At 50.5% G+C, this 12,794-nt stretch carries 20 protein-coding genes; 3 read left to right on the top strand and 17 right to left on the bottom strand.

The features are described 5' to 3' along the window. Positions 1 to 50: 50 nt before the first annotated feature. The gene (locus KPHS_17330) at positions 51 to 215 is read right to left on the bottom strand and encodes a hypothetical protein (protein ID YP_005226034.1); all 165 of its coding nucleotides are present in this window, start codon (positions 213 to 215) and stop codon (positions 51 to 53) included. On the opposite strand from KPHS_17330, the gene KPHS_17340 reads away from it, so the two are divergent. Beyond that, a complete protein-coding gene (locus tag KPHS_17340; protein ID YP_005226033.1) occupies positions 214 to 723 on the top strand; it encodes a hypothetical protein in 510 nt (169 codons plus the stop codon). The two genes, KPHS_17330 and KPHS_17340, sit on opposite strands and share 2 nt — an antisense overlap. Here the strand turns inward: KPHS_17340 and KPHS_17320 are convergent. From KPHS_17320 to KPHS_17210, 12 genes are all read right to left on the bottom strand, one after another. Next, positions 720 to 1,124 carry a phage virion morphogenesis protein gene (locus tag KPHS_17320; RefSeq protein YP_005226032.1) on the bottom strand — a complete coding sequence of 135 codons (405 nt, stop codon included), beginning with the start codon at positions 1,122 to 1,124 and terminating at the stop codon, positions 720 to 722. The genes KPHS_17340 and KPHS_17320 overlap by 4 nt on opposite strands. Before the next feature lie 34 nt (positions 1,125 to 1,158). Continuing rightward, a complete protein-coding gene (locus KPHS_17310) occupies positions 1,159 to 1,590 on the bottom strand; it encodes a P2 phage tail completion protein R (protein YP_005226031.1) in 432 nt (143 codons plus the stop codon). Beyond that, entirely contained in the window at positions 1,553 to 1,699 is a 147-nt protein-coding gene (locus KPHS_17300; protein ID YP_005226030.1) for a hypothetical protein, read from the bottom strand. The genes KPHS_17310 and KPHS_17300 overlap by 38 nt, the downstream gene beginning before the upstream one ends. After that, positions 1,686 to 2,114: a LysB family phage lysis regulatory protein gene (locus KPHS_17290; RefSeq protein ID YP_005226029.1), complete on the bottom strand. Its 429-nt coding sequence runs from the start codon at positions 2,112 to 2,114 to the stop codon at positions 1,686 to 1,688. Before KPHS_17290 ends, KPHS_17300 begins: the two co-directional genes overlap by 14 nt. Beyond that, positions 2,111 to 2,494, bottom strand: coding sequence for a hypothetical protein (locus KPHS_17280; protein ID YP_005226028.1), 384 nt, complete (start codon positions 2,492 to 2,494; stop codon positions 2,111 to 2,113). The genes KPHS_17290 and KPHS_17280 overlap by 4 nt, the downstream gene beginning before the upstream one ends. Positions 2,495 to 2,498: 4 nt before the next feature. After that, positions 2,499 to 3,008, bottom strand: coding sequence for a lysozyme (locus tag KPHS_17270; RefSeq protein YP_005226027.1), 510 nt, complete (start codon positions 3,006 to 3,008; stop codon positions 2,499 to 2,501). After that, on the bottom strand, positions 2,989 to 3,204 hold the full coding sequence (locus KPHS_17260; RefSeq protein ID YP_005226026.1) for a hypothetical protein: 216 nt from the start codon (positions 3,202 to 3,204) through the stop codon (positions 2,989 to 2,991). The genes KPHS_17270 and KPHS_17260 overlap by 20 nt, the downstream gene beginning before the upstream one ends. Before the next feature lie 3 nt (positions 3,205 to 3,207). After that, positions 3,208 to 3,411, bottom strand: a complete 204-nt coding sequence (locus KPHS_17250) for a tail protein X (RefSeq protein YP_005226025.1) — start codon at positions 3,409 to 3,411, stop codon at positions 3,208 to 3,210. Then, complete coding sequence (locus KPHS_17240; RefSeq protein ID YP_005226024.1) at positions 3,411 to 3,875, bottom strand: Head completion/stabilization protein (GpL); 465 nt, start codon at positions 3,873 to 3,875, stop codon at positions 3,411 to 3,413. Before KPHS_17240 ends, KPHS_17250 begins: the two co-directional genes overlap by 1 nt. 95 nt (positions 3,876 to 3,970) lie before the next feature. Beyond that, entirely contained in the window at positions 3,971 to 4,621 is a 651-nt protein-coding gene (locus tag KPHS_17230) for a terminase, endonuclease subunit (protein ID YP_005226023.1), read from the bottom strand. Positions 4,622 to 4,624: 3 nt separating this feature from the next. Next, a complete protein-coding gene (locus tag KPHS_17220; protein ID YP_005226022.1) occupies positions 4,625 to 5,683 on the bottom strand; it encodes a minor capsid protein H1 and H2, major capsid protein N* in 1,059 nt (352 codons plus the stop codon). A gap of 16 nt (positions 5,684 to 5,699) precedes the next feature. Continuing rightward, positions 5,700 to 6,533, bottom strand: coding sequence for a Presumed capsid scaffolding protein (GpO) (locus tag KPHS_17210; RefSeq protein ID YP_005226021.1), 834 nt, complete (start codon positions 6,531 to 6,533; stop codon positions 5,700 to 5,702). 142 nt (positions 6,534 to 6,675) lie between these two features. Between KPHS_17210 and KPHS_17200 the strand changes: the two genes are divergently transcribed. Beyond that, positions 6,676 to 8,442, top strand: coding sequence for a terminase, ATPase subunit (locus KPHS_17200; protein YP_005226020.1), 1,767 nt, complete (start codon positions 6,676 to 6,678; stop codon positions 8,440 to 8,442). Beyond that, positions 8,442 to 9,467, top strand: a complete 1,026-nt coding sequence (locus KPHS_17190) for a putative phage portal protein (protein ID YP_005226019.1) — start codon at positions 8,442 to 8,444, stop codon at positions 9,465 to 9,467. The genes KPHS_17200 and KPHS_17190 overlap by 1 nt, the downstream gene beginning before the upstream one ends. A gap of 61 nt (positions 9,468 to 9,528) precedes the next feature. Here the strand turns inward: KPHS_17190 and KPHS_17180 are convergent, their stop codons facing one another. The 4 genes from KPHS_17180 to KPHS_17150 all read right to left on the bottom strand — a co-directional run bounded on the left by KPHS_17180 (position 9,529) and on the right by KPHS_17150 (position 12,771). Beyond that, complete coding sequence (locus tag KPHS_17180; RefSeq protein YP_005226018.1) at positions 9,529 to 11,271, bottom strand: AIPR family protein; 1,743 nt, start codon at positions 11,269 to 11,271, stop codon at positions 9,529 to 9,531. A gap of 275 nt (positions 11,272 to 11,546) precedes the next feature. Beyond that, complete coding sequence (locus KPHS_17170) at positions 11,547 to 11,777, bottom strand: hypothetical protein (RefSeq protein YP_005226017.1); 231 nt, start codon at positions 11,775 to 11,777, stop codon at positions 11,547 to 11,549. 561 nt (positions 11,778 to 12,338) lie between these two features. Beyond that, on the bottom strand, positions 12,339 to 12,572 hold the full coding sequence (locus KPHS_17160) for a putative DinI-like damage-inducible protein (RefSeq protein YP_005226016.1): 234 nt from the start codon (positions 12,570 to 12,572) through the stop codon (positions 12,339 to 12,341). A 10-nt stretch (positions 12,573 to 12,582) separates the two neighbouring features. Beyond that, on the bottom strand, positions 12,583 to 12,771 hold the full coding sequence (locus KPHS_17150; RefSeq protein ID YP_005226015.1) for a hypothetical protein: 189 nt from the start codon (positions 12,769 to 12,771) through the stop codon (positions 12,583 to 12,585). Positions 12,772 to 12,794 lie beyond the last annotated feature (23 nt).

Here is a 12,794-nt window from a genome sequence, read left to right as displayed (position 1 = left end):
AATACTTCTGGTACAGCAAGAGAGAAAGATATGGACGAAGAACAAAAAATTTATTTAGAAACTTTAAAAGAGTTAAACACAAGAAGTATTAGCACAAGAAGAATAACAATCACTTTTATATACATTCTTTTGTTGGCCACTGCCCTAGTATTAACCGGAATCTTCGCAATCAAATCAAAAAACAACAACCCAATAACAAATTTCATATCAAGCATGATTGATGGAAATAATGAACTATATCAAGCAACCACTATTCTAAATAACTACACAAAAGCCTTAGAGGCCTTTTTCAATACAAAAACACAAAACCTACATGACAAAAATAATAGCGTTAGCGATGCCAACACCGCTAGAAATGATAGATTCAAGTTACAACCTGATGATTTAATTTACCTCAAAAAAGACAAGTCAGAAAAAATAGCCGATTCAATAGCCTCTATATTAATTAGCTTTTCCGTTCTTTTATTTATAGGATATGTAACACGCATATTTGTTATTTTTACCAAATATTACATGCAACTTAGCAATGATTATGAGAACCAAAAGATAGCATATATGCTATCTCGGGGAGATATATCAAAATTCTCGTCTACTCTAGATGCCTTAAGGAATCACAATATCAGCTTTGATAAAACCCCGCATCCTCCACAAGAAAAATTAATTGCAGGGCTAACAGAGGCTATAGCAGCACAAACAAAAAGTAAATTTAAAAATGAAAATTAATTAAACAACCATCTATATAAACTATTGTGAATTAACTCAATGACATGATGATTAGCTCCTAGTAATCGTCGATGCGGATAAGTAATCACAGGGCCTTTACGGCTGACCCGATCACGCAAGCCATAGTGATGCACACGGGCTATGCGCTGCACACGGCTCTCAAACTCGACGCTTGCCGAGTCCTGGCTGGCGACGGCTTTCAGGTATTTTGTTGTGCGGAGTTTTGCAAACATCTGCCGACGGATGCGGCCCTGTTTCGTTCTGGCCGTCACGCGACGCGGCTCGTAAGCCGTCCCGTCCGGGTTGCGCTGCATCCTGATATTTTTCTGCTGGTTGAGGCGCAGCTGCTGCGCCAGCTCCCGCATCATGCGCTTACGTGCGGCAGGCTCCAGACCCGCCAAGAGCGCATCTAACCAGGCGTCAACTTCCTGCAGATCAGCCACGGCTCACCGCCCACATTTCGTCCGGTTCGTCCGGTTCCGGCACTGCTTCGACGCTGGACACGTCACCGTCAGCGCTGACTATCACACGCTCTGTCAGTTGCAGGTTCAGGCTGATATCACAGATATCATTGCGCAAAATATCGACTTCAAAGGAAAGCAACTTTTCCCGCAGCTCCGGGTTATGAATGGCATCCGGCTGATTCTCCATGAGCCAGGCCACCACCGGCGCCATCAATAACCCCTGATCGCCGCTGAAATCCACAATCACCACATTCAGGGTGTAACGATATTCCCATGAAAGTGACGCTGCCCCGGTTGCCACCACCGATCCGTTATCAACGAACAAATGCAGCTTATCCGGGTTATCACGGACATATGGCACCGCGTTATTCAGGGCGCGGCGTAAGGATTGAGGCTTGTTCACTGTTTCGCTCCTGACAGGAAATTATCGTGTCCACTTTATCGGCGCAGACCGCCCAGGCCGCCTCCGCTTCATCCAGCGCGGTCAGCAGATCGCCGTTAGTGCGTGCCACCGACTTTTCCAGGCGGCACTGCGTCACTCTGGGACAACCATTCACGGTAAGCAGCACCTCCGGCGAGGGCTGGACGTTCGCGCATCCTGATAACGTCAGCAGGCAGAAGAGTGTCAGCCCAGCGGCGTAAATCCTCATTTTCACGTTTTAACTCCTCAATTCTGCGCTGACGGCTTCGCAGCAGCGCGTTTGTACTTTCTGCCACCGCGTAAAGCCTTGCCTGTTCCCGGTTATTGGTTTCGGACAAGATGGACAGGGCGATCAGCTGGCTGTTCGTCTTTGCCAGTTTTTCGCCTGTCGTTTTCAGATCCCGCCCTTGCCGCTCGATGGTCTGGCTGGCCTCCTTCATCCGCCATGACTGCCAGCCAAGCGCCAGCACTACCAGCGCCAGAATTACCGCCAGCGCCTTCGTCATACCGTCACCGGCTCCGCATCAATAATCTGCGCACGCAGAACCTTAAGCGCGGCCAGCGTCAGCAGATAAAATACCAGGGTGACAACGTGGCCCGTAAAGGGGAGAAAAATCACAAGTAGTGAACACCTGGCCCATCGGATCACCTGGTTTCCTGGCGTGCTGAAAAAGCGCGTCAGCGCCTGCTTTGCCTCCCGCCGATGAGTGCCGCCCGCATACCATCCAGCCAGGCATAGTAGCACCGCTCCCCAGCTCAGCAGGCAGGCTATCCAGGTCAAGGCTGTAACCAGTGCCGGAACAATATTGTTTGGAACAAAGAGACTAAAAATCATCAGAGCCGTGTACAGCACCGAAAATAACCCACCGATCAGTTTCTTTTTCATTTCGTTACGCTCCTTTTAAGCACCAGGACAGCTCCCGCGCGCGGCGGTTGTCCAGTCCCGGATTAAATACGCCTTTGACGTATACCCAGCGTGGCAACTGATAGCAGGCCTCGCGCCAGCGCTTCTGATTGATAAACTTCACCATGGTTGAACCGCAGGCATTGCCGGTTCCCACGTTGAAGGCCAGCGATACCAGCGCGTCATAGACGTTCTGCGGTACGCTCACCAGGACACAGCGATCCAGCGCCTTCTCCACCCTTAAAACGTTGGTGATGAAACTCCCGGCGGCCTGCCGTTCCGTGATGGTCTTCCCCGGCACCACGCCGGACGTATTGCCAATGCCATCGGTCCACACCCCCGCATCACACTGATACGGCTGCAGGCGGCAGCCCTCGTAATCGGCTATCAGCTTCAACCCTTCCATTGAGGTATGAAGTTGCTGAAAGCCCGGCAGGGTGGCGGCAATCGCCAGCACCGCCCCTACCAGGCAGCGTTTAACGGTTGAAGGATTCATATTCCCCCCGTGTAATTTTTCCGCCGCGCAGCAGCTGGTAGGTTTTGTGTTTGTAGTACCAGTTGATGGCCAGCATCAGCACGCCAATCAACACACCGCCCACTGTCGACACATCCTTAAGCGATAAATCTCCCATCCATGCCAGCAGTACAGCGATGCAGTACGTGATGAAGGCGCTGATCCGTTCAAGCGTCATATTTCAGTCCCATAACTGGACGGTCTGCACCGTGGAGGTGGTGGCAATATCCGGCAGATCCACCTGCAGCCCGTGTGGTAAGAACGGGCCGTGCTCAGCCAGCCCCGGATTTGCCTGCAGTACCTGCTCCGTGACGCCCTGCGTGCGTCCGTAATGACGCCAGCAAAGCGCGTCCACCGTGTCACCCTGGTACGCACGCACTTTCATCAGATCAGCTCCACTGTGCAGTGCGGCGCATCCTGCACCCGGCTGACGGCCCAGCGGGCGTCACGCCACAAATCACCGCTGGCTTCTGCCAGTTCTTCGCCGCGCTTCACACCGGATGCCGTGGCGTCATAGTCCTGGTATCGTTCGTTGAGCATGGCGCGTGCCCAGCAGTAAACCGCGTTGAAATAGTGCTGAATGCGCTCACTTTTCCCGTCCAGCTGTTCTGCCGGAACCTCTGCCAGCGAGGCATACCCCAGCATCTGCTGGCGTCTGCGAAACTCATACAGCTCTGCGTTGACCTCCGAAATTGCCGACAGCGCAACCTGCTTTAAACGCGGCTGCGTCACCGTGCCGTCAGTGCGCATCACGCTGCGAAACTCCGACAGGTCCACATCAGGCCAGAACGGCGTATTTCTGATGATTTCCGCCTGTTCCGGTGCCTGTTCTGGCGCAACAAACTTCATGCTGCTTTCTCCTGAAATAGAGGGCGGTGGACGGGGTTTTGATGTGGCGGTGCCTTTCGCCACCCCGTGCCGCCCGTGCGCGGGGGCACGTTCTGTCAGCGGCTGTCATTGCGCAGTCTGCGCTCCAGCTGCTGTTTGTCTTTTTTCACGCCACAGCGGGGATCGAGCTGTAACGCATGGTTAAGATGATTAAGGGCGGAAGCCGGATTGCTTTCACTCAGGACAGCGCCAATCGCTTTATGCAGACGCGCCCGTGACTGGTCCGGCATATCCAGACCGTCTGTCAGCTCCAGCGTCTGCAGCAACAGATCGGCATCAAAGCCGGTGGCGGCAAGCATTGCGCTCTGGGCTGCATCTGCCATTTCCTCTGCCAGCACGGTCTGCACGTTGCGGTTACCCAGCGGCATCACCCAGCCATGACGCAGGGCATGACGCCCGATCTCCAGCGCCCCGGCATAATCTCCGGCATCAATGCGCCACAGCATCACGTACATCAGCACGTCATCCTGTTGAGCGCCTCCGGCAGCCAGGACGCCCTCCGCCCAGGCGGCATATTTCGGCAGCAGCTCCACCTTTATTTCCGCTTTTTTCACCGTGGACTGAACGCCCTTGAGACGGCGGCGGTCTTCCGCCAGTTGCAGCAGCATCAGGTCATAGCCCGACGCGTGGCGAACACTGCCGCCTTCACGGGCGGCCTGTTCAGCCTGAACGCGCAGGCGATGCTGCCGTGCGGGACTCAGGCTCATAGGTTACGCTCCGGCTTCTGCTGCGGCGGCGCTGAAATCGCCAATCTGGATGTTTTCCACCAGTGCGGCGCAGCGGTAGTCCTCAACCACATAGGCTTCGTTAACAGATTCAAAGTTTTCAATCCGGTCACGTTTCGGGTTGTCGATAACTGAACGGCGGCGGGTGTCTTCCTGCCAGTAGATGGACAGGTTATCCAGACGGGTGATCAGCAGCGCATTCGGCGGGAAGAACGGCGCACGCACGGCCTGCAGACCGCCCATGCGTTTCTGACTGATAATCATATCGGCTGCCAGTTTTTCACTGTTTTCCTGCTCTTTGTTGACCAGCGGGAAATACTTGTCAGACAGCAGTTCACGACCGCAAATCACCACCAGATCGTCATCGTCCTGGTAGACCACGTCGATAAGCTCATTAACGGCATCCATCACCACGGCGTCCAGGTTGGCATATTCGCCACCTTTACCGACTTTCACCGCACCCGGTGTGGTTTCACCGCCCGTGGTGGTGCTGCCCATGACGTGCTCCGGTGCATCCTCACGGATTTTCTGCAGCCAGCCTTTGTTCACATCCTGCAGCAGCGGGTTTTCGCTACGGTTGGAGGTTTTCGCACGCTTCACGCCGTTAAAGCCGATCATGATGCGGTCCAGTGCCTGACGTTTCACGATGGCGTTACGGATACGCACCTGGAAATCCTGAAACTTCGCCCACAGGTCCAGCTTCGCGTAGGTCAGCACCGTGTCAAAGTTGGTCTGTTCGCATTTGTATTCCACATCGACCATCAGCGTCGGATCGACAGGTTCACGCTCTTTCGCGGTGGTGTCAGTGGTTCCGGCAATGGTGCTGCCAACCCCCAGCCCCAGCAGCTGACCGGACTGCTCAGTCACTGGCGTGACGTTAATCAGCGTCAGGAAAGCGGCGGACTGCTGGATCTGGTCTTCCAGCGTCTGCTGTACAGACGGCTCCACGGTGAACTTGCTGGACAGTTCTTCAGCTGCCACACCGTTCAGACGCGCCAGCTGCTGCAGGTAAGCGTTAAAAGCAAAGCGGGTATTCTTCTTCATCGGGTTTTATGCTCCATCAGCAATTGGTCAGAGTGTCAGCGGGGGCGTTACCGCCTGTTGCACGCTGGCGGTAGTCCTGGCGGCAGTCCTCATGGCTCAGCTTGTCCACCAGTTCGTTAAAGGCGGCCTGTTGTGCCTGCAGGGCTGTCTCCAGCTCAGACAGGCGTTCTTCCTGCTCAGACAGGGATTTTTCGGTGCGTGCGCTCAGGTTTTGCTGCTCAGTGGCGACCAGCTCCACGGCCTTATGCACATCAGAGAACCGGGCATCGTCGGACTGCTCTTTTTTGGTGAACAGCGCCGTGACGCGGGCAAACAGGGACGGCTTGTCCTCCTGGATTTCTTCCAGTTCGATCACCGTTTCCTCTGCGGCGGTAAAGAGATTGGCGGGATTCTGCTTGCGGTTTGCCAGCGGGTTATGGGCTGCACTGGCGCTGAATGTCAGCATTTCCGTACCCAGACTGGCTGGATCATCAGTGGCAGCCAGGCCAACCAGGTAGGCTTTGCCCGTATCAGCGAACTTCGGGCTGACTTCCATAGAAGTGAATAATTTCTGGCCTTTTTTCACCAGCTCCACCAGGGACTCCGTTGGCTCAACGTCGGCATACAGCGCCATCTTGCCTGCCAGCGGACCTTCCGTGATTTCTTCAGCAAACAGCGCCGTTACCTTGCCGTAGCGGTTAAAGGTGCTGTCCGGCAGATAAGACTTGATGTGCTCAAGGTTAATCAGCGCGGTATACACTGCCGGGTTGTAGCTGGCTGCCATCTGTTCCAGCCATTCACGCTGGATTTCGCGTCCGTCGGTGGTGGCACCTTCCACCCCGATGCGAAAACGCTTTGCTTTCACTGTCATGAGCCGTGCTCCGTTAGAAAAAACTTACTGGAGCCTTATGGTTGCGGTGATGAGGGCAGTGAAACAATGCACGGTATTTGTACCGACAACCACACAAACCGCAGGCGGGGAAAGCCTTCATTCAAGGCTGTAGGTTTGTGCCATGAACACCACACTGACATCCGCAGATCTCGATCCCCGTCGGCAGGCCATGCTGCTGTACTTTCAGGGATATCGCGTAGCCCGCATTGCTGAAATGCTGGGCGAGAAAGTTGCAACCGTTCACAGCTGGAAGAAACGCGACAAGTGGGGTGACTATGGGCCGCTGGATCAGATGCAGCTCACCACCGCCGCACGCTACTGCCAGCTCATCATGAAGGAGCACAAAGAAGGGAAAGATTTCAAAGAGATTGACCTGCTGGCGCGCCAGTCGGAGCGCCACGCGCGGATCGGCAAGTTTAACAATGGCGGCAACGAAGCCGACTTAAACCCTAACGTCGCCAACCGCAACAAAGGCCCGCGTCGTCAGCCGGAAAAGAACGTTTTCACCGATGAACAGATTGAGAAGCTGGAAGAAATCTTCCATTCCTCCATGTTCAACTACCAGCGCCACTGGTGGGAAGCCGGAAAAACCAACCGCATCCGCAACCTGCTGAAGTCACGCCAGGTCGGCGCGACCTTTTACTTTGCCCGTGAAGCCCTGATTGACGCCCTGCTTACCGGACGTAACCAGATTTTCCTTTCCGCCAGTAAGGCACAGGCCCACGTCTTTAAACAGTACATCATCGACTTCGCCAAAGAAGTGGAAGTGGAGCTGAAAGGCGATCCGATGGTGCTTCCCAGCGGGGCTACGCTTTACTTCCTCGGCACCAATGCCCGCACGGCCCAGAGTTACCACGGCAACCTGTATCTGGATGAATATTTCTGGATACCGAAATTCCAGGAGCTGCGCAAAGTGGCTTCCGGTATGGCTATTCACAAAAAATGGCGACAAACCTATTTTTCCACACCATCCAGCCTGACACACAGTGCTTATCCGTTCTGGTCCGGTGCGCTGTTCAACCGTGGGCGCAACAAAGCCGATAAGGTGGACATCGACCTGTCCCACAGCAATCTGGCCCCCGGCCTGCTGTGCGCAGACGGGCAATACCGCCAGATAGTCACCGTGGAAGATGCTGTGCGCGGCGGATGTAACCTGTTCGATCTCGACCAGTTGCGCATGGAGTACAGCCCGGACGAATACCAGAACCTGCTGATGTGCGAGTTTGTGGACGATCTCGCGTCCGTGTTTCCGCTCAGCGAGCTGCAGGCGTGCATGGTGGACAGCTGGGAAGTCTGGACCGACTTTCATGCACTGGCCCTGCGCCCGTTTGGCTGGCGCGAAGTGTGGATCGGTTATGACCCGGCAAAAGGTACGCAAAACGGCGACAGCGCCGGGTGCGTGGTGGTGGCACCGCCAGCCGTGCCGGGCGGTAAGTTCCGCATTCTTGAGCGTCACCAGTGGCGCGGGATGGACTTCCGCGCCCAGGCTGACGCCATCAAAAAACTGACTGAACAGTACAACGTGACATACATCGGTATCGACTCAACCGGCGTCGGTCACGGGGTTTACGAGAACGTGAAAGCGTTTTTTCCTGCCGTCCGGGAGTTTGTCTACAACCCCAACGTTAAAAACGCTCTGGTACTCAAGGCCTACGACATTATCAGCCACCGCCGTCTGGAGTTTGACGCCGGGCACACCGACATTGCGCAGTCATTCATGGCAATCCGTCGCGCCACCACCGCCAGTGGCAACCGCCCGACGTATGAAGCCAGCCGCAGCGAAGAAACCAGCCACGCCGATCTGGCGTGGGCAACAATGCACGCACTGTTTAACGAACCACTGCAGGGCGAGTCCGCCAATACCAGTAATATTGTGGAGATTTTTTGATGGGAAAGAGTAAGAAGAACCGCGCTGCGTCGCAGAACCAGACCCAGCATAAAAGCCAGACTTCAGCCGAAGCATTCAGCTTCGGCGATCCCATTCCAGTTCTGGATCGCCGCGAACTACTGGACTATGTGGAATGCGTACAGACAGATCGCTGGTATGAGCCGCCAGTGAGTTTTGACGGACTGGCGCGAACCTTCCGCGCCGCCGTGCATCACAGCTCACCGATTGCAGTAAAGTGCAATATTCTGACCAGCACCTATATCCCTCACCCGCTGCTCAGCCAGCAGGCTTTTTCACGTTTTGTGCAGGACTATCTGGTTTTTGGTAACGCCTACCTGGAGAAACGCACTAACCGCTTCGGTGAAGTTATCGCCCTTGAGCCTGCTCTGGCAAAATACACCCGACGCGGATTAGACATGGATACTTACTGGTTTGTGCAATATGGTATGACAACCCAGCCGTATCAGTTCACGAAAGGCAGCATTTTTCATCTGATGGAACCGGACATCAACCAGGAGATCTACGGCCTGCCCGGTTATCTTTCTGCCATCCCATCCGCTTTGCTCAACGAGTCCGCCACGCTGTTCCGCCGCAAGTATTACATCAACGGCAGCCATGCAGGCTTCATCATGTATATGACCGATGCCGCGCAGAATCAGGAGGATGTGAACAATCTCCGCAACGCGATGAAAAGTGCCAAAGGTCCTGGTAACTTCCGTAACCTGTTTATGTACTCGCCTAACGGTAAAAAAGACGGGCTTCAAATCATCCCGTTATCAGAAGTCGCGGCGAAGGATGAATTTCTGAATATCAAAAATGTCAGCCGCGACGACATGATGGCTGCGCACCGCGTGCCGCCGCAAATGATGGGGATTATGCCTAATAATGTTGGAGGGTTTGGGGATGTAGAGAAAGCCAGTTGCGTTTTTGTTCGTAACGAATTAATGCCGCTACAGAAACGGCTACAGGAACTAAATAGATGGTTGAAAGATGAAATTATTCGTTTTGCGACATACTCATTATGACGACAATATGTTCGCTGATCAGTAAAATATCAAGAAGGCCTCTTACAAGGCCTTCTTTTAGTTAGAATGCGGATTTGATTTTTTTCTCAAATGCCTCATATACAGGCTGGTTCATTTGGGCCGTTGCAGTAATAAGCTGTGAAAAATTTGATATACAATCTTTAACTTTTGTAGGACTTTTCAACCCTCCTTCAACCAGTGCAGGCAGCAACTGATTACTTAAAGCCAGACACACATCTACAATTGGCTCCCAAATACTTTCAGCCTGAGAAGGAGAGACCGTACTTCCAAACGAAACTCTAAATAAATTAGGAACGGGACGGCCCAAAAAGTTTTCCAAACATTCGGCAATAGCCGAGCACAATAAAGGTATTGAACCACGATGCCTGAGATATCCCAATTGAGCGCTATCATTTTTTGAAAGAGTATCTTTCTTTGCCAAAGCTATTTTCTTGTTCTCAATACACCGCATGAGAGAATACGCACAAACAATATGTGAAGCTTTTGTACTGTCATTAAAAATCTTAGAATAATGAGAGTCATTAGTCCAAATTGCAGATCGCTGATTATAAGCTATCGTCGGCTCTCCATGGAAACTCATCAAAGCTTGACCAACAGTATAAGAAGGCAGTAGATTAGTTTTTCGACGAATGACACTTTCAGCACCTCCTCGTCTTCCTCCATCATATTCAGCATCAGGAATAGAAGCAAATTCATTTTTAAGTCGTTTTTGAATTTTGTCTGTGCTTCTGAAATCAGATGCTTCAACTTTATTCTGACTGTTATTATACTGAATTATATTCTGAATTAGATCAGCATCCGCATCTTTGACTTTTATAAATCTAGCTTGGACTTTAACTGATTCTGGAGGTAATCGTGGCAGCGTTCCTAAAGCACCTGTTGTCTGTGCTCCATTAACTATTGACATCCCTCTGATTTCAAGATTCTTTGATGCTTCATTGAATTTATATTCATGAACCAAAACAGTTACGCCATTATTGTATGCCCAAAATTCTGATGCTGAATTTTCCGCACTGTTACGGATACCATTATTGATATTTGAATCAGATGACCTTGATCCAAGGTAGTCTCTAACATTTGCTGAAAATATTTTTAATTTATGCTTTTTGTACGCTCTAGCTAAATCTCTTCCCTGAATGGTAGTACAGAATGCATTCCAATTATCTCCTTTTATTTCATAGCCACCATCACTGACTTTAATATTGAAAATCTCATCAACCAGTATTGGTGATAGTGATTCACTATACCATTCCGTCAACTTTTCAGTGCCTACTTCCATTGCATGCACTTGTATTTTAGCATCTTCAAAATCATGTTTTAAAATAGTTGCTGCTGTCTGCTGAACCGTAATTAGCTCTTGAGCCACATTTGTTGAAGATGGTAAGTTATGAACATACCAAACGTACAGAGTTTTAATTTTCCCTTGTTTGATTGATGTCCGTATCTGTTGAGCAGAAGATTTTATTCTATCGGGTACATCATGCAAATCTCTTTGCAGAAGCCATGCTAAAGCAATATTAAGATCACTCGCTTTATTTGCTGGAGCTTCCTGTCTATCTTTGCTTGAGAAATAGCATTGAGCAAGTACAGCAAATTCTTCTTCTTCATTAATATACACAAGGTCACATTTCTTATCGTCATGTCCATCGGTAATGGACTCTGCTGCGACACTATCAATATCATCAATTCTGAAATGTAATGCTAACGCAAACAAAGCCAGTCCATTATCACCATACGATTTCAAATCTTCTCTTGCAGAATAGGCTTGGTTCCAGGTACTCATTATCACTCCTTAGTAATAAAGTTTTAGCGAAGGTTATCTCTAAGAAGGTACATTTTCAATTCCATTTATCCCTCCAGCGCGCGCTCGTATCCCCGCCACGCCTGCCCACTTTATGTAGTGGTTTTCATGCACCTGCATGATCTACGCAAAAGCCCGCTAGAACTGGCGGGCCTTAACACAAAAGATCCTCAAACGATCATGCGATCTCATGCAGCATAGACATGCGCGTTTATGCAGAATGTGCAAAATCGTAACATACTCAGTAAGCGTGAAACCTAGAACGTGACAGCCTTGTCAAAGCCAGAAATAATGGTATAAGAAATAGACGAGTTATCAGCCTTGTTCACTTTGAACTTGGCACCTTTGTAAGCGATAACATCACTTCCTTTAGAATCTACAGAAAAATCTGTTGTAAATGCTGCACGAGCCATATCGTTTGCAAATTCACGATAGGTGAACTTCATTACACCGCCTGCATTTCCATTGTATTCGATAGTCTTAACCAATGAGTTACTCACTCGACACAGCCCATCAGGAACACGTTTGATAGAAATTTCTGATGCAGTATAAGAAGTGCCATTTGGCGGTGATATCTCATTTTTTGCAGCATCGTAACTAACATAATCAACATAGTTACCGATTTGCCCATAGAGATTTTTTAACGCAACAGCTTGAGGGTTATGATAATTGCGATAAATTCCATTCCCCTCACTGCAATATGTACCAGCAGCGATAGAAGACAATGCACCATTAGCCGCACCAAGTTCTAATACGTCCGTTTTAAATCCAGTAGCAGATGTGATAATGGGATCGCCCATGTAGGCGGTAGCACTTTGCCCAATAGCAGGCTTCACCACTTCAATAGCAGTGATATTTCGGTTAGAAGCATGTGGTACGCAACCAGTTAGGATTACAGCAAGAGATATTGGTAACGCTACATTATTAATTTTCATTTTTAGCCTATTATTCTTTTCTTGACAAAAAACAAGGCGATATCTGATTGATCATCGCCTCTCACTCATATGTAACCCTTTTTGATTAGAAAAAACAAGCGTCTATTGACAAAATCAATGCAGCCAGCTGTCGTCTTCCCACACCTTCTGCATAATTTTCATCACTTGTTTTCTTTCTTCGTCCAGTTGCAGTCCGGTCAGTTCCACACCGTTAGAGCTACCTTTACGGATACGGATTACCGTTTTGGGATACAGGGGGCGCAGATTGCGGTAAAGCTCGGATTCAAGGGCGTCCAGGGTAGACTGGCTAATCTTCTGCTCTTTATCGATCATTATTTCAATGCGCATAAAAGTCACCTCAGCTGATGACATCCATTGAGCGGTTGTATTCGTGGGTTCTGATTTTTGCCATGAGTTCATCTGTCAGTTCAGAAACCCACTGCAAAGCCAGCCCCTTCTCTTCATCACTACACTCACTAGCCGCTACAAGCTTAAGAAAAAAATCAATGCGCTGGAGCTTCAAAGACTCCAAAAAATAGTCCTGCATCTTTCCTCCTATGACACCACAAG

Source organism: Klebsiella pneumoniae subsp. pneumoniae HS11286 (assembly GCF_000240185.1).
Lineage (GTDB): Bacteria > Pseudomonadota > Gammaproteobacteria > Enterobacterales > Enterobacteriaceae > Klebsiella > Klebsiella pneumoniae.
This window is presented reverse-complemented; position numbering and strand designations above follow the sequence as displayed.